Below are 15,558 nucleotides of genomic sequence, written 5' to 3'. Positions count from 1 at the left end.
AGTGGGAACCACCTGATCCCTTGCCGAACTCAGAAGTGAAACCGCTCAGCGCCGATGGTAGTGTGGGGTCTCCCCATGCGAGAGTAGGTCATCGTCAGGCATTTATTCAGAAGAAGCCCGGTTATCGAGAGATAATCGGGCTTTTTCGCATGCATGGGGAAGACCCCTCTCTTTATATGTGGGGCCGCACTGCGTGCGGTCCGGCCGCTCGCAGGCTCGCGTCGTTCGTCCCCCCCTTGCGGCGTTGCCGCAAAAGCTCGGGGTGACTCACCCCCATGCGAGCGACCTTGTTGTCTAAGCGTCATCGTCAGGCATTTATTCAGAAGTAAGCCCGATTATCGAGAGATAGTCGGGCCTTCTTTTTGTAAAGAGCGCATGCATGGGCTCTCTACAAATTCAGCCCCTCTCTTTATATGTGGGGCCGCGCCGATAACCCCCTCGGCGCGGTCCGGCCTGGCTCTTCTAAAGGGCGGGCTCGCGTCGTTCGTCACCCCTTGCAGCTACGCTGCAGCCCTTGTGAAGAGTGCTGGGGTGACTCACCCCCATGCGAGCGACCTTGCTGTCTAAGCGTCATCGTCAGGCATTTATTCAGAAGAAGCCCAATTCCGAGAGGGGTTGGGCTTCTTTTGTGTAAAGAGCGTATGCATGGGCTCTCTACAAGTTCAGCCCCTCTCTTTATATGTGGGGCCGGCCGCCGCCCCCGAGGTGCGGTCCGGCCTGGCTCTTCTCAAGGGCGGGCTCGCGTCGTTCGTCCCCCTTGCAGCTTCGCTGCAGCCTTTGTAAAGAGCGTCGGGGTGACTCACCCCCATGCGACTACCCTGTCGGGAACAGATCAGGCATGTATCACGAAGAAGCCCGCTTCCGAGAGGAGGCGGGCTTCTTTGGTTTCAGGCAAGTTTCAGCAAGACGGTTGTCGCGGCTCTGTGCCTAGAACGCGATGGTGGAGACGACCAGTTGGCTCGCTTGCAGCGAACGCAGGCCCAGGCGGTCGCCGGGTTCGATGACCAGAAGATCACCGGCCGCGAGTACCTCGCCGGAGACGAGTTCCACACGACCACTGATCAGGTACCAGGCTCGAAGTAGTGCGGGTTCCGGCGACAGGTGCAGGGTTTCCTGTTCGCGGAGCAACTGGTGTGTGAGGTAGCCGCGACTGCCGTATCTCACCATCAGGTTGAAGTCGCGATAGAGCCCCTGGCTCAGGGTTTGCCAGGCGCCGTCAAAGGTGTCGACTTCGAAGCGCCTGAGGTCCCTGGAGCGGTGCCCTTGATGCTCAAGGTGGGCCTCGCCTTCCAATACCATGAGGTGTCGTTCGTAGCCTGCCAGAGGGGTGAACAGGCACTCTTCGGACTCTACCGTGGCGGTGCTCAGGCGGACCTGAAAGTTCCGGTCGGCATAGTCCCTGTCAACGGGAGCGATAAACAGCTCCCGCGTCGTGCCGCCGGACCAGAGGCGCGCGGGTGTCTCGGATGAGCGTCGAATGATCATGGGAGGTTGGCCAGCGAGTGCTGCGCCTCCTTTTGCCAAGGATCGTGTCATCGTCTCAAGGGTTTAAGTCGATGTGCTTGATCTGGCTCAAGAGATGCTGGGGTAGAGCGACTCTCGCTCGGCGCTGACTCCCGAATCACAACAGTTCGGCGAAAAAGTTGTGCTTACATCAAAATGATAGTTCTACGCCTGCATAGAAGGAACGGTCCGGCGCCGGTTCGAAATAGCGGTCGTTGCTGGCATTGATGCGGATATTGGCATAGTGGTCTTCGTCAAACAGATTGCGGATGCCGAGGTAGGTCGACAGTATCTGGTTGCCGCCCAGTCGCCAGCCGTCACCCGCACGAAGGTTGACCAGCCAGTAGCTGTCGACGTCTACCCGGTTGGCATTGTCCGCGACCATGTCGCTCACATACTGGGTTTCCAGGGTGGCAAAGTAACGGGTGTCCTGGCTGCCTGTCCCGTACCAGGTGAGCTGGTTGACCCAGGTTGTCTCCGGAAGCCCGGGCAGACGGTTGCCGTCCAGGTCACTACCGGAAACCTGGTCGAACTCGTAGCGTGCCAGGGTCAGGGCTGTATTGAGCTCCAGACGCGCCGAGGGCTGCCATCCTAGCGCGACTTCGAGCCCGTCGCGGCTGGTGTCGCCAAGGTTTTCGTAGAAGGTGCGATCGCTGCCATCGATCTCGTAGGGGACCAGTTCATCGTCGACGTCGATCGAGAACAGGGTGACGTCGTAATCCAGTCCGGTGGGCAGGGTGCCGCGCACCCCGAGCTCACGGCTCCAGCTCTCCTGGGGCTCGACGTCGGGGTTGAAGCCACCACCTGCGGGATTGGCAAACTCCGAGAAGGTCGGTGTCTCGAAGGCGGTGGAGGTGTTGGCGTAGACCTGGTGCAAGGGATGGAAGCGGTAGCTGATTCCCAGGCTTCCATTGGTTTCGTGGAAGGTGCGTTCACCGCTCTGGTCGCCATCGTTGTCGTAGTCGTCGTCGATTTCCATGTCGATGCGATCGAAGCGTCCGCCGGCCGACAGTGTCCAGTGCTCATTTAGGGCAAGGTCGCCCTGGGCGAAGATGCCCAGGCTGGTCGCCGTCTGGGTCTCGTCGGCCACTTCTCCCGTCACGCTGCCATCGAACGCCACATCGCGGCGATGGCGGTCGTCTTCCTGGCGAGCGCCGTCGATACCCACCATGCTGTCCAGCGTCATGCCGGCGAGGTTGAAGCGTTGGTGATATTCGGCGCTGCCACCGAAGTGGTGACGTCGGTAGTCGATCAAGCTGTCGCCCGGATAGGGCAATTGCTGTTCGAAGTCTCGCCAGGTGGTAAATCCCTTGAGGTAGAGCTCCCCGGGGCCGAAGCCAAGATCCTCGTACTGCAATCCCACGACCTGCTGGTCCACCTCCTGGCCGGTGTCGTAGTCCTCGGTGAAGCGGCCCGCCTGTTGGCGATCTTCATCGACCTGGTCCTGGGTCAGACCACCAGGATCTTCGGAACGGGGGTTGTCGAGCAGGTTGATGATGGCGGTGAGACGGCGTTGATCGCCCATATCCCGTGACAGGCTGGCGTTCAGCAAGCGCTTCTCGGTGCGGCTGTGATCCCGATAGCCGGCCAGTTCCAGTCGCGAGGCACCCAGGTGGTAGGCCCAGCCGTCGTGCTCGCCGCCGGTGGAAAGGGATTGCTTGTTGTAGCCGTCGCTACCGATACCGGCACGTATCGTCGTCGAGTCGTCACCTTCGTCACGCCCGTCCGCCGTCGTGACCGAAATGACGCCACCGGCGGCATTGCCGTACTGAACCGCCGCCGGTCCCCTGATGACCTCGATCTGTTCTGCGTTGTCCAGGTCGATGGCATCGAGCTGGGCCTGGCCATCGGGGAGGGTGTAGGGAATACCGTCCACCAATATGGTGATGCCGCGCACACCGAAGGGAGCGCGGGCACCAAAGCCCCTGATGGAGACACGAGCACCCTGGGCGAAGTTGTCGCGATTCTGGATGAACACCCCAGGCACTCGAACCAGGGATTCATCGAGACGGACCCGCTGCTGACCTTGATGGATGTCGTCTTCATCGACCATCGAGACAGCCATCGGGGTGGTGAGTAGCTCGCGCTCCAGGCGCGGCGCCGACACCGTCAACACGGGTTGCTGCAGCTCGACGTGGCGGTCGTCGGTTGCGGCAGTCTGTGCGGTGACAGGCGTTGTCAGCGGGAGCAGCAGCAGGGCGGCGGCCGGGCGAGAGGTCATCAGGTTCATCCTTGAACGGCGAGGCGAGAAGGGAGTGGTGGCTCGAAAGAGCATCTTTATCGTTTAAGCACAATTCTAGAGAAGTCGCCTCCTTGGCACCACTCTGGGGAAGAGAGCCTGGTTCCCGTCGGTGCCTGGCCTTCCGCTAGACCAAAGTCGCTTTTCGTTGTGTGGCCAGGTAGTTTATCTTTTGAACTGAAAAAACGAACAGAAGTTCACTATGCGAACGAGCGCCACTGGTCGAGTTGCCGGAAACGGTGTCGAGCGAGAGACCAATAATGAGCGCGCGTCGACGATAACGATAAAGTCCGGAGGATCCCCATGAAGACCCCCCTCGCGTGCCTGATGGCCGCATCCCTGACGGCCCTTTCCTGTGCCTCGGTTCAAGCGGCGACCACGCTGCGCATGGCCCACTTCTGGCCTGGTGCCTCTGGTATCAATACCCAGATCTTCGAGCAGTGGGCCAAGGCGGTGGAGGAAGACTCCGGCGGTGATCTGCGTGTTCAGGTCTTCCCTTCCGGTACCCTGGCCAAGGCTGACGACATCTATGAGGCGACCGTAAACGGCATCGCCGATATCGGCGCCACCGCTCAGGGCTACACCGCCGGGCGCTTCCCGCTGTCGCAGATCGTCGAGCTACCCGGGGTGGCCGATTCCGCGATACAGGGTTCATGCATCCTGCAGACCCTGCACGACGATGGCGGCCTGGGGGGAGAGTACGACGATACTCGCGTGTTGTTCATGTTTACCACCGGTCCCGGTTACATCCATACCGTGGATACCGACGTCCAGGTACCGGCCGATCTGGAAGGGCTGCGAATCCGTCGCCCGACCGCGGTGGCAGGCGATATCCTCGAAAACATGGGGGCAAGCCCGGTAGGCATGCCTGCCCCGGATATCTATACCTCCATGCAGCGGGGCGTGCTCGATGGCTTGAGCTTTCCCTGGGAAGGCATGAAGGGGTTTCGTATCAACGAGCTGGTCGAATACCACACCCAGGTGCCGTTCTATTCGCTGATCTTTGTGGCGACCATGAGCCAGCGTGCCTACGATCGGCTGACGCCGGAGCAGCAGGCGGTCATCGATGCCAACTCCGGCATGCAGTGGGCACTCAATGCGGGGGAGGTGTTCCACGCCATCGATGAGGTGGGGCGGCAGGAAGCGGTGGACGCCGGCCACACCATTCGGGTGGTCGATGCGCCCCTCGACAACGCCGACTGGGCGCCGCCGCTCCAGCAGGGCATCGAGGATTACCTGAGCGGACTCGAGGAGCGCGGCTTGAGCCAGGCGCATGACGTCTATCAGGCGGCGCTGGCGGCACGTGAAAGCTGCGCCGGGACGGAGTGACGCCATGCAACCCTTTCTGGAAGGGGCCAGTCGTTGGCTGGCCCTGGTCTGTCGCTGGGTGGCGGGCGGCTGTCTGATACTGATGCTGGCGGTGACCATCGCCGACGTGGTGACACGCTACCTGCAGCGTCTGACCGATGGCGCCATCTCCTTTCAGGTCTTCGGCAGCGTCGAACTGGTCAGCTACCTGATGCTGTTTGCCTTGCTGGCGGCCATGTCGGCCAGCGTGGAGAAGAGCCAGGTGGTGGTCGAGGCCTTTTCCCACCGTCTTCCTGCGTCCATCGCAGCGCGCCTGCATGGCGTCTATCTGCTGGGCTTTGCGGTGCTTGGCGGGGTGCTGGCGACGGGCCTGGTGGGTGCGGCCCACGCCGCTGTCGAGTACGGCGAGGTCACCCAGGACCTGAGGATCTCGCTCGGGCCGATCTATCTTGTCGCTGCAGTGCTCAGTGCTCTGCTGGCGTTGCGCAGCCTGCTGCACGCGCTCCTGGGGGCGCTGTTCGGCCAGAGTGCGGAGGTGTCCCATGGCGACTGAGACGATCGGCGGGTTCGGGCTGCTGCTGTTGCTGGTGTTGATGATCCTGCGGGTGCCGGTAGCTCTGGCGATGCTGCTGGTCGGTGTCGGTGGTTTTGCCACGATCATCGATCTAGGCGCGGCGGTATCGATGTTGAAGTCGGTGCCGGTGGAGGTGTTGTCCAACTACAGCTTCAGCGCGATTCCGATGTTCATCCTGATGGGCGTGCTGGCGGCGCATTCTGGCATGGCCGGCAAGCTTTTCCAGTCGGCTCGGGTGATCTGCGGTGGCTGGAAGGGCGGCCTGGCGATCGCCGCCGTCGGCTCCTGTGGCGTCTTTTCGGCGATTTCCGGATCTTCTCTGGCCACCGCCAGCACCATGACCCGGGTGGCCCTGCCGGAGATGGAGCGATACGGCTACCATCGTGGCCTGGCCACCGGGGCGCTGGCCGCGGGCGGCACCCTCGGCATCATGATTCCGCCCAGTATCGCCCTGCTGATCTATGCCATCCTGACCGAGCAGTCGGTGGGTGACATGTTCATGGCGGGCCTGGTGCCCGGGCTCCTGGGACTGGTGCTGTACGCCCTGACCGTCAGCGTGGTCATGCGGGTCAAGCCGGATCTGGCGGTGGCAGGGGAAGCGACGAGCTGGGGCGAGAAGCTTGCCTCGCTCGGCGGCCTGGTGCCCTTCTTCGCGGTCTTCCTGGTCATGATCCTGGGCATCTACCTGGGCATCTTCACTCCCACCGAGGGGGCCAGTGTCGGTGCCTTTGCCACCCTGATCTACGCCCTGGTCAAGGGGCTGCGTGCACGGGAGCTGTGGTCTGCGGTCCAGGAGACCCTGGCGCTGTCGGCGGTGGTGTTCTTCATGCTGGTCGGTGCCGAGGCGCTGGGCTACTTCATTTCGCTCTCACGCATCTCGTTCTCCATCAGCGACAGTCTGTTTGCCATGGAGCTGACGCCCTTCGTTGTCGTGCTGTGCATCCTGGCCATGTACTTCCTGCTCGGCATGTTCATGGACTCGATCGCCATGCTGGTGATCACGGTGCCGGTGGTGTTCCCGATCATTCAGAGCCTGGGTATCGACCCGGTGTGGTTTGGCATCGTCACGGTGCTGACGGTCGAGTTGGGGCTGATCACGCCGCCGGTGGGGATGAACGTCTTCGTGATCAAGGCCATGGCGCCCCATGTGGGACTGGGAGAGATCTTCCGAGGCGTCTCTCCCTTTATCGTGTCTGACTTTGTGCGCCTGGCTCTGTTGCTGTTGTTCCCGACCTTGAGCACCCTCTTTTTGCTGTAGTCGGCATCGAAGCGGCGGCCAGTATTACGCTCAGCTCACCCCAAGCCCGCCATACGGCGGGCTTTTTTGATGCATTTAATGTCGGTTGGATGAGGTTTCTGATATGACGCTCTAGTCCAATATGAGCCTTTGTGGGAGGCGCGTTTCACTAAGCTTACAGCGTGACACCATCGTAATGACGCGAGGGCTTGACGTGAGTGCGCGCAATATTTTTGTGGTGGGGCTGAACGATGACAATCATGAGCGTCTGCTGCGCTTGAAGGGTGCCGAAGAATGGCGCTTTCACCGAATTATTGCGCCGGAGGCGGTCTATGACACCGAAGAATTCGATATTCCCGCGATGCTCGAGGAAGCCGGCCAGACCCTGGACCGATTCGGCAGGCCGATAGACGCGATCATCGGCTATATGGATTTTCCGGTATCCACGATGCTGCCGATCCTGTGCAAGCGATTCGGTACCCGATCGACGTCGCTGGAAAGCTTGCTGAAGTGTGAGCACAAGTACTGGAGCCGTTGCGTTCAGCGCGAGGTGGTGCCGCAGTACATCCCCGGGTTCACCGCCTTCGACCCCTTCGACGAGGCGGCGTTGGGTCAGATCGGTGCGGCGGGGCTGTCCTTTCCCTTCTTCGTCAAGCCGATCAAGTCGTCGGGCTCACGGCTCGGTTTTCGCATCGAGACGCCGGAAGACTTTGCGCTTGCCATTGACCGTCTGAAGGCGGAGATCGGTTCCATCGCCGAGCCGTTCAACAGCGTGCTGGATCAGGCCAACCTGCCTCCGGAGATCGCGGCGATCGATGGCCATTACTGCATGGCCGAGGAAATCATCGGCGGCTGGCAATGCACGCTGGAAGGCTACGTCCACGATGGCGAGGTCGTGGTCTATGGTGTGGTCGACTCGATTCGCTACCCAGGGGTGTTGAGCTTCTTCCACTATCTGTACCCCTCGGCCCTGCCACAAAGGGTTCAGCAGCAGATGATCGACGCCACCCGCCTGGTCATGACCCGCACCGGCTTCGATCAATCCGCGTTCAACGTCGAGTTTTTCTGGGACGAACTCCAGGATCGCATCTGGCTGCTCGAGATCAACACACGCATTTCCCAGTCACATTGCGACCTGTTCGAGAAGGTCGACGGGCTCAGCCATCAGCAGGTGACGGTGGACCTGGCGCTGGGGCAGCGTCCGAGACTGCCCCACCGGGAGGGCGCCTACGCGGTCGCGGCCAAGTTCTTCTACCGCGTGTTCTTCCATGACGCCACCGTCGAACGGGTTCCCTCGGCGCAGACCCTCGCACAACTCGAACAGGACTACCCCGGCACGGTGATCAGTCTGCAGGTGGAGGAGGGGCAGCGTCTGTCGAGCCTGCCAGAACAGGATAGCTACAGCTTTGCATTGGCCTATATTTGGATGGGGGGCGACGACTATCAGACGCTGCTTCGTCGCTATCAGCAACTGGCGGCCCGACTGACCTTCGCATTCGGCGATATCGATAGTTGAGTCGGCGCGCCGCCGCTGTACCGAGCGTCACCGAGAGCGCTGGAGTGGCCAGGTTGCAGGGGTAGGGCGATCTCGGCAGAGCAGTATGGACAGGGCGGTCTCGACAGGGTGAGCTTGAAGCCAGTGCAAGGAGCGACGATGCGGGTGGTCAGCGATTTTCCGCGCAAGGTGATGGAGCAGGAAACCTGGATTCCACTGGCCGATGGCACACGGCTGGCTGCCCGTATCTGGCGGCCGGTCGATGCCGACGATGATCCGGTGCCGGCGATCCTCGAGTACCTGCCTTATCGCAAGCGTGACCTGACCGCGGAGCGAGACGCCCAGGTGCATCCTTACTGGGCCGGGCACGGCTATGCCGGGGTTCGCGTCGATATCCGAGGCACCGGCGAATCCGATGGCGTACTCACCGACGAGTACCTGCAGCAGGAACTGGACGATGGGGTGGCGGTACTCGAGTGGCTGGAACGCCAGCCCTGGTGTACGGGAAGTGTCGGCATGGTCGGTATTTCCTGGGGGGGCTTCAACGGCCTGCAGATCGCCGCCATGCGCCCACCGCAGCTCAAGGCGGTCATCACCATCTGTTTTACCGATGACCGCTACGCCGATGATATCCACCATATGGGCGGCTGCCTGCTGGCCGACAATCTTTCCTGGGCGTCGACCATGTTCGATGGCAATGCCATCCCGCCCGACCCGGCGCTGGTGGGTGGCGACTGGTTCAGGATGTGGCTCGATCGCCTGGACGGCAGCGGCCTCTGGCTTTCGCGCTGGCTTCAGCACCAGCGACGTGACGACTACTGGAAACATGGTTCGGTGTGCGAGGACTACAGCCGTATCCAGGTGCCGGTGTACGCCATCAGCGGCTGGGCGGATGGTTACTGCAACGCTGTCTTCCGGCTGCTGGCCGGTTTGACCTCGCCACGCAAGGGGCTGGTGGGCCCCTGGGCTCACAAGTACCCCCACCTCGGGGTGCCGGGACCGGCCATCGGCTTCCTGCAGGAGGGACTACGGTGGTGGGACCAATGGCTGAAGGACCAGGATACCGGGATCATGGACGAGCCGATGCTGAGGGTCTGGATGCAGCAATCGATGCCGCCATCGGCGCGCTACAGCGCTCGTCCCGGTCGCTGGGTCGCCGAGCCGAGCTGGCCCTCTCCCCACATCATGTCCCGGAGCTGGCGGCTGACCAGCGGGCATGACCTGCGTGGCGAGGACGGCATCGACGCGAAGGACGGCGATGACGACGAGAGCCTGGATATCCGCTCGCCGCTGTCGGTGGGCCTGTATGCCGGCAAGTGGTGTTCCTACAACGCACCGCCGGATTTGCCTCACGACCAGCGTGACGAGGACGGTGGCGCCCTGATTTTCCAGACGCCCCGGCTCGAGCAGGATCTGGAAATCTGTGGTGCCCCATCGGTGCAGCTGGAACTGTCCGCCGACCAGCCGGTGGCGATGGTGGCGCTGCGTCTTGTCGATATCGCCGAGGACGACAAGGCGACACGGGTGTCCTATGGGGTGCTCAACCTGACCCATCGTGACAGCGACGAACACCCGGAGCCTCTGGTGCCGGGGCGCCGCTACCGCGTGACGGTATGTCTCAAGCATATTGCCCAGCAGTTTCCGGCGGGGCACGCCATCCGGCTGGCGATCTCGACCAGCTACTGGCCGCTGGTATGGCCTGCGCCAAGGCCGGTACGCCTGACACTGTGGCCTGGTGCCTGTCGCCTGGTGCTGCCGACCAGGGTCCCCAGGCCGGCGGAAGAAGCGGCTCTGCGCCCCTTCGAGGAGCCGGAAGGGGCGCCACCGCTGGCCAAGACGCTGCTGCAGCCTTCCCAGGAAAGCTGGAAGGTGATCCGAGATCTGGCCAATGACCAGACCACACTGGAGGTGTTCCACGACGAGGGCAGCTACCGGCTGGACGATATCGCGCTGGACATCTCCGGCTCGGTGACCGAGCGCTACAGCTACTCCTACGGCAACTACGACAGTGTTACCGGCTGGACCGAGTGGCAACGTACCTTCCGCCGGGGGGACTGGGAGATCCACACCCTGACCCGCACTCGGCTGACCAGCGACGCCGACAGCTTTCGGGTGCGTGCCACCCTGGACGCCTGGCAGGGCGATACTCGAATCTTCTCGCGAAGCTGGGATGAGGTCTTCCCCCGGGATCTGGTCTAGGGCTTGTCTGAAAAGTGCCTGCGCTCGGTAATACGGCGTTAAAAATCGGCTGGTGCGCCAGCCCGGTCAAAATGCTCATTTACACCCCATAAACTGCGCTTTCTCACCGATTTTTGCCTTGTCTAACCTTCGCTCGTCGACTTTTCGGACAGCGCCTAGGGCGAGCTTGGTGATCCGTCGCCTTGATGATGGAACTGGCGGCGGCGGAAGTCGCGGGGAGCCACTCCGCTGAGCCGCTTGAAGAAGCGGGTGAAGTAGGCGGGCTCGGAAAAGCCCAGGCCATCGGCGATCTGGGCGATGGTCAGGTTGGTATAGGTCAACTCGCGCTTGGCTTCGAGCAGCAGACGCTGGTGCAGCACCGACAGGGCGCTTTGGTCCGCCAGGCGCCGGCACAGGGCGTTGAGGTGGGCCGCGCTGATGTCCAGCTCGCGCGCCATTTCCTCGATGCTCGGCTGCTGGCGAAAGCGCCGCTCGATCAGTGCCTGGTAGCGGGCCAGGTGGCCGTGGCCGGGATCGGTGCTCACGGCAGACCTGGCCCGGGTGGCCGGATGCGTCGCCAGGCGAGCCGCTTCCACCGTCAGCGCCTGGATCAAGGCGTCGAGCAGCACGTCGCGGTCCCGCGCCGGCCGTCGGTATTCCCCGTCGATATGTTCCACCAATGCCTGCAGTCGGTGTCTGGCGTCGGCTAGTGCAGTGACTCCCGCGCTGCGCCAGACCCTGCTGGCGTCCGGCAGTACCTGCTCGAGGTGGCTGACCAGCGGTGCCGCCAGGGTCAGGATGTGGCCCTGGATGTTCGGAGCGAAGGCAAACCCGTGAATGGTGAGCGCAGGCACCAGGATCAGCAGCGGGGCGGCCCGCCGTTGTCGGCTGTCTTCCAGTTGCAGTTCGACCTCGCCCGCGTACAGCAGCAGCAGGTGAGTCAGGTCGACGTGGCGGTGGGGATGGATGCGCCAATCGTGAAGCCGACTGCGTTCGGCGATGGACTCGCAGTGCAGCAGGTCGGGGGTCGGCCAGCTACCGGTTTCCCCGTAAAGGGTAAAGGTGGGAACCGCTGACGATATCGTGGTGGACGGGGTCTCGGGGTTCATGGTCTGCGCTCCTGGCGGTTGCCGGGGAGGTGATTGAGCGTGACTACGACAAATGTCAGGGTAGATTCCGCGAAAAGTCCAGTTTGTGGCGAGGAATATGCCTTATCTGGGGTGGTGTTTCAGCGAAAAATACAAGGCATAACCATAACGTTCCGCTGACGAGGTAGCCACCATGACGACAACATCTTCCCCCGAGCGTATCGATAGTGAACTCACGACCCAGGTCGCCATCATCGGGGCCGGGCCCTCCGGACTGCTGCTGGGGCAACTGCTCAGCCGGGCCGGGATCGACAATGTGATCGTCGAACGCAAGAGCGGCGACTATGTGCTGGGACGTATTCGTGCCGGGGTGCTCGAGCAGGGCATGGTCGACCTGCTGCGTGAAGCCGGCGTCAGCGAACGCATGGATGCCGAGGGCCTGCCCCACGACGGCTTTGAGCTTGCCTTCGACAACCGCCGGGTACGCGTCGACCTTGCGGGGCACACCGATGGCAAGCAGGTGATGGTGTACGGCCAGACCGAAGTCACCCGGGACCTGATGGAAGCACGCGAGCGAGAAGGCGGTATCAGCTACTACGAGGCCAGCGACGTCACCCCCCATGATCTGGAGAGCGAGTCGCCCTCCCTCACCTTTCAGCATGAAGGCAAGGGGTACCGTCTGCGCTGTGCCTATGTGGCGGGGTGCGATGGATACCACGGCGTGTCACGCCAATCGATCCCGCAGGAGCGTCTGAAGACCTTCGAGCGGGTCTATCCGTTTGGCTGGTTGGGGCTGTTGTCCGATACGCCACCGGTGACCGATGAGCTGATCTACGCACGCCACGAGCGGGGCTTCGCCCTGTGCAGCATGCGGTCGGAGAATCGCAGCCGCTACTACGTGCAGGTGGGCCTCGATGAGAAGGTCGAGGACTGGTCCGATGAGCGTTTTTGGGACGAACTGAAACGGCGCCTGCCGGAAGACGTGGCCGAGACTCTGGTGACGGGACCTTCGATCGAAAAGAGCATCGCACCACTGCGCAGCTTCGTGGTCGAGTCGATGCAGTACGGTCGCCTGTTTCTGGTGGGGGACGCCGCCCATATCGTGCCGCCCACCGGTGCCAAGGGGCTGAACCTGGCGGCGAGTGACGTCAACACCCTGTATCGCCTGCTGGTGAAGGTGTTTAACGAAGGGCGCAGCGATCTGATCCCGCGCTACTCCGAGGTGTGCCTCAAGCGTATCTGGAAGGCCGAGCGCTTCTCCTGGTGGATGACGTCGATGCTGCATCGTTTCAGCGACGAGGAAGACTTCGAGGCGCGCATGCAATTGGCGGAGCTCGATTATCTGACCGGCTCGACAGCGGGCCTGACCACCATCGCCGAAAACTACGTGGGGCTGCCCTACGAACCCCTGGAGTAGCGTCATAGAGGTATCTGCCGGCGAGGGACCTGCGAGGGAAAAGCGGCTCTCGGTCAGGGGCAATACCGACATCGGGGCATCGACAGGGAAAGGTGCAATGGGGTCGACGTTGACCTGGTGAGGGCTCGGGGCGTGTCCTGCCGCTAGGCAGCTTCCGGTGCATCGCGTAAGGTCGTGATTCTGCTTCCCGGTCGATGTCGAACCCCATGAAACAAGAGAGCTTGACCCCATTTCAGATCCTGATTCTGATCCTCTCCTTTTACGTGCTTGGTGCCATGGCGGTGCAGGAGCTGAATGACCTGCCGCCGGAGGTCGATGACCTGATTTTCAAGCTGGACCTGGTGGTCTGCGGCTTCTTCTTTGCCGACTTCTGCATCCGTTTTCACCGTGCGGAAAGCAAGTGGCGCTTTATGCGCTGGGGCTGGATCGATCTGCTGGCGAGTATCCCGGTGAGCTTCTTGATGGCTGGCCGTCTGGTGCGCGTAGTGCAGATCATCCGCATGCTGCGCGCGATCAAGTCGGTACACCTGATCTGGAACCTGCTGTTTCGCAACAAGGCCAAGGGCATCTTCGCCTCGGTGGCCTCGGCCACGGTACTGCTGTTGATCTTCGGCTCGGTGGTGATCCTGGTGGTGGAAGGCCCTAACCCGGAAAGCGCCATCGATACCGCCGAGGAGGCTTTGTGGTGGGCCTTCGTCACCGTCACCACGGTGGGGTACGGCGATTACTATCCGGTGACGTCGCTGGGACGGGTGGTGGCGGCGCTGTTGATGGTGGCCGGTGTGGGTCTGTTCGGTAGCTTCGCGGCCTACGTCGGTTCACTGTTCATCGATGATCAGGAGGACGAGTCCGAGCGGCTGCATCGGGTCAATCGAGACATGCTGCGAGAGTTGCACCGTGAGGTGCGAGAACTCAAGGCCGAGGTGGTGGCCCTGAGGGGGGCACTCGATGGCAGCAGCGACGCCCCGTCAAGCGGGCAGGTCGACCGCGAAGACCGGGCAGGCGGGTCTGATCAGGTGCCCGACCCCGGTCCCGAACGGCTGCCGGGAGGCGATCCGCGCGAGTGACGCGCACTCGTCGCTGCATCGCCCGCCGGGTGCTTCACTTGACCTCATACTGGCCTTCCCACACGCGGGCATCGTCCTGGCCGGGGGCTCGGGTGGTCGCCCCAGGCGTGATGTCGTCGGCATGATCGGCGCGGTAGGCCTTCATGCGCTTCTTCATGCGGTGACGCACCAGCGGCATCAGCGCCAGTCCCACCAGGCTCAGCACCAGGGCCATCATGGTGGCCAGCACCAGGGTGACGGCGCCGACCAGGGTGGCGAGAGCCAGCTTGAAGCCACCCATCCGGCGGGTGGGGCGTGCCTGGCGAGCGCGTTGCTGCCAACGGGACGCCGCCCTCCAGGCGGCGTTGTGCTGGTAGTCGTCGGTGCTGAAGGAATGATCAGTCGTCATGCTGGACTCCGGTCACGTCAAGGGTATGGCGATCGAGGCGGACCTCGAGCTCCTGGTGCTGGGCGTCGTAGCCTTCGATCTCGATATCACCTGTACGGTCGACATCCAGCGAGCTGAACAGTTCCAGGCCGGCCGACTGGGCGGCGTCCAGCGCCTTGCCGATATCGTCGCCGCTGAGGCTCCAGGTCGGGATCTCGCTCTGGCGCCGCTGTTCGCCCAGCAGGCTGCCGTCGCTGAGGTCCATGTCAACGTCCAGGCGCCAGCCGTCGTCGCGCCAGCCTTCCGCCTCGAAACGATCGCCGTCGTCGATACCCAGCTCATCGTAGTGGGTAAAGCCGTGCTCCCCGGTGCTGGCCAGCAGGCGGTCGATCTCCTCCCGGTTGACGGCTTCATCGTCGGCCATGGCGGTGGTGGCGAGGGTGCCGCTCAAGGTCAGGGCGGCCAGGCTCAGGGTGACAGTCTTGTTCATGCTGGGGACTCCATTCGCTGTTGAGGTAAGCTCACCGTGTGCTTGGTGATCTCGGCGAGTGGGACCATCCTGACAGGGGGGACCTGTCGCCAGCCTGACGGGATCGTTCATCTTTCATTCATCTGCAGTGGGTCAGACTTCGCCTCATGACCTCCAAGACACTTTTCTTGCTATGCACGTCCGTGATGGCCGCGAGCCTGGCCCAGGCCCCGCGCCCGAGCGACGACGTCAGCCTCGCGGCGCTGGCGAGCGAGTCGCTGGGAATCGGTTTCGCCCGCGCGGATGACGACTGGCGTGACTTGCACCAGGAGGTGCGTGAAGGCCGGCTGGTGGCGTTGCCGACGCTGCTGGACTGGCTCGATGAGCGCTACGACGGGCAGGTGCTCGAAGTGGAGCTCGAACGTGACGACGGCAGAATCCTCTACGAGATCGAACTGGTCGGCGCCCAGGGACAGGTCGTGGAGTTCGAGTTCGACGCAGGCAGTGGTGAGCTGTTGAGCATCGAAGGGGTTGGCATCGATGCCATGCAGCGCCCCTCGCCGCGCGATGCCGACTAGCCCGCGGGGATCACCGCAATACAGGGATGACGCCGGAG

Annotated in this window: 13 protein-coding genes and 1 rRNA gene; 9 read left to right on the top strand and 5 right to left on the bottom strand. The window is 62.7% G+C overall.

Annotation, left to right across the window (positions count from 1 at the left end; genetic code table 11):
• Positions 1-100 (top strand): 5S ribosomal RNA (gene rrf / locus KUV74_RS08730); the annotation flags it as partial.
• Positions 101-927: 827 nt separating this feature from the next.
• Here rrf and KUV74_RS08725 read toward each other — a convergent pair.
• Positions 928-1,485, bottom strand: a complete 558-nt coding sequence (locus KUV74_RS08725; RefSeq protein ID WP_222516121.1) for a HutD family protein — start codon at positions 1,483-1,485, stop codon at positions 928-930.
• Positions 1,486-1,654: 169 nt separating this feature from the next.
• The gene (locus KUV74_RS08720) at positions 1,655-3,724 is read right to left on the bottom strand and encodes a TonB-dependent receptor family protein (RefSeq protein WP_222516120.1); all 2,070 of its coding nucleotides are present in this window, start codon (positions 3,722-3,724) and stop codon (positions 1,655-1,657) included.
• 321 nt (positions 3,725-4,045) lie between these two features.
• On the opposite strand from KUV74_RS08720, the gene KUV74_RS08715 reads away from it, so the two are divergent.
• The 5 genes from KUV74_RS08715 to KUV74_RS08695 all read left to right on the top strand — a co-directional run bounded on the left by KUV74_RS08715 (position 4,046) and on the right by KUV74_RS08695 (position 10,555).
• Positions 4,046-5,071, top strand: a complete 1,026-nt coding sequence (locus KUV74_RS08715) for a TRAP transporter substrate-binding protein (RefSeq protein WP_222516119.1) — start codon at positions 4,046-4,048, stop codon at positions 5,069-5,071.
• A gap of 4 nt (positions 5,072-5,075) precedes the next feature.
• Positions 5,076-5,603, top strand: coding sequence for a TRAP transporter small permease (locus tag KUV74_RS08710; RefSeq protein ID WP_045995308.1), 528 nt, complete (start codon positions 5,076-5,078; stop codon positions 5,601-5,603).
• Positions 5,593-6,882, top strand: coding sequence for a TRAP transporter large permease (locus KUV74_RS08705; RefSeq protein ID WP_222516118.1), 1,290 nt, complete (start codon positions 5,593-5,595; stop codon positions 6,880-6,882). The genes KUV74_RS08710 and KUV74_RS08705 overlap by 11 nt, the downstream gene beginning before the upstream one ends.
• A 193-nt stretch (positions 6,883-7,075) precedes the next feature.
• The gene (locus KUV74_RS08700) at positions 7,076-8,377 is read left to right on the top strand and encodes an acetyl-CoA carboxylase biotin carboxylase subunit family protein (RefSeq protein WP_108132225.1); all 1,302 of its coding nucleotides are present in this window, start codon (positions 7,076-7,078) and stop codon (positions 8,375-8,377) included.
• Between the two features lie 138 nt (positions 8,378-8,515).
• Positions 8,516-10,555 carry a CocE/NonD family hydrolase gene (locus KUV74_RS08695; protein ID WP_222516117.1) on the top strand — a complete coding sequence of 680 codons (2,040 nt, stop codon included), beginning with the start codon at positions 8,516-8,518 and terminating at the stop codon, positions 10,553-10,555.
• A gap of 155 nt (positions 10,556-10,710) precedes the next feature.
• Here KUV74_RS08695 and KUV74_RS08690 read toward each other — a convergent pair whose 3' ends face one another.
• Entirely contained in the window at positions 10,711-11,643 is a 933-nt protein-coding gene (locus KUV74_RS08690; RefSeq protein WP_222516116.1) for a helix-turn-helix domain-containing protein, read from the bottom strand.
• Between the two features lie 172 nt (positions 11,644-11,815).
• On the opposite strand from KUV74_RS08690, the gene pobA reads away from it, so the two are divergent.
• Both pobA and KUV74_RS08680 read left to right on the top strand, forming a co-directional pair.
• Positions 11,816-13,039 carry a 4-hydroxybenzoate 3-monooxygenase gene (gene pobA, locus KUV74_RS08685; RefSeq protein ID WP_222516115.1) on the top strand — a complete coding sequence of 408 codons (1,224 nt, stop codon included), beginning with the start codon at positions 11,816-11,818 and terminating at the stop codon, positions 13,037-13,039.
• Positions 13,040-13,260: 221 nt separating this feature from the next.
• A complete protein-coding gene (locus KUV74_RS08680) occupies positions 13,261-14,106 on the top strand; it encodes an ion transporter (RefSeq protein ID WP_315900736.1) in 846 nt (281 codons plus the stop codon).
• 34 nt (positions 14,107-14,140) lie between these two features.
• Here the strand turns inward: KUV74_RS08680 and KUV74_RS08675 are convergent, their stop codons facing one another.
• Positions 14,141-14,494: an exosortase/archaeosortase family protein gene (locus KUV74_RS08675; RefSeq protein ID WP_222516113.1), complete on the bottom strand. Its 354-nt coding sequence runs from the start codon at positions 14,492-14,494 to the stop codon at positions 14,141-14,143.
• On the bottom strand, positions 14,484-14,963 hold the full coding sequence (locus KUV74_RS08670) for a PepSY domain-containing protein (protein WP_222516112.1): 480 nt from the start codon (positions 14,961-14,963) through the stop codon (positions 14,484-14,486). The genes KUV74_RS08675 and KUV74_RS08670 overlap by 11 nt, the downstream gene beginning before the upstream one ends.
• A gap of 167 nt (positions 14,964-15,130) precedes the next feature.
• Here KUV74_RS08670 and KUV74_RS08665 point away from each other — a divergent pair, with 167 nt between their 5' ends.
• Complete coding sequence (locus KUV74_RS08665) at positions 15,131-15,520, top strand: PepSY domain-containing protein (protein ID WP_261395205.1); 390 nt, start codon at positions 15,131-15,133, stop codon at positions 15,518-15,520.
• Positions 15,521-15,558: the final 38 nt, after the last annotated feature.

It is taken from the genome of Halomonas sp. DP1Y21-3, from assembly GCF_019801245.1.
GTDB lineage: Bacteria > Pseudomonadota > Gammaproteobacteria > Pseudomonadales > Halomonadaceae > Halomonas > Halomonas litopenaei.
The sequence above is the reverse complement of the archived record's forward strand: the minus strand, read 5'-3'. Positions and strand labels throughout refer to the sequence as shown.

Bases quoted from the DNA above. Each gene is read 5' to 3' on its own strand.
- KUV74_RS08690 (WP_222516116.1), bottom strand. From the start codon at position 11,643: ATGAACCCCGAGACCCCGTCCACCACGATATCGTCAGCGGTTCCCACC.
- pobA (WP_222516115.1), top strand. From the start codon at position 11,816: ATGACGACAACATCTTCCCCCGAGCGTATCGATAGTGAACTCACGACC.
- KUV74_RS08715 (WP_222516119.1), top strand. From the start codon at position 4,046: ATGAAGACCCCCCTCGCGTGCCTGATGGCCGCATCCCTGACGGCCCTT.
- KUV74_RS08710 (WP_045995308.1), top strand. From the start codon at position 5,076: ATGCAACCCTTTCTGGAAGGGGCCAGTCGTTGGCTGGCCCTGGTCTGT.
- KUV74_RS08675 (WP_222516113.1), bottom strand. From the start codon at position 14,494: ATGACGACTGATCATTCCTTCAGCACCGACGACTACCAGCACAACGCC.
- KUV74_RS08720 (WP_222516120.1), bottom strand. From the start codon at position 3,724: ATGACCTCTCGCCCGGCCGCCGCCCTGCTGCTGCTCCCGCTGACAACG.
- KUV74_RS08725 (WP_222516121.1), bottom strand. From the start codon at position 1,485: ATGATCATTCGACGCTCATCCGAGACACCCGCGCGCCTCTGGTCCGGC.
- KUV74_RS08695 (WP_222516117.1), top strand. From the start codon at position 8,516: ATGCGGGTGGTCAGCGATTTTCCGCGCAAGGTGATGGAGCAGGAAACC.
- KUV74_RS08705 (WP_222516118.1), top strand. From the start codon at position 5,593: ATGGCGACTGAGACGATCGGCGGGTTCGGGCTGCTGCTGTTGCTGGTG.
- KUV74_RS08670 (WP_222516112.1), bottom strand. From the start codon at position 14,963: ATGAACAAGACTGTCACCCTGAGCCTGGCCGCCCTGACCTTGAGCGGC.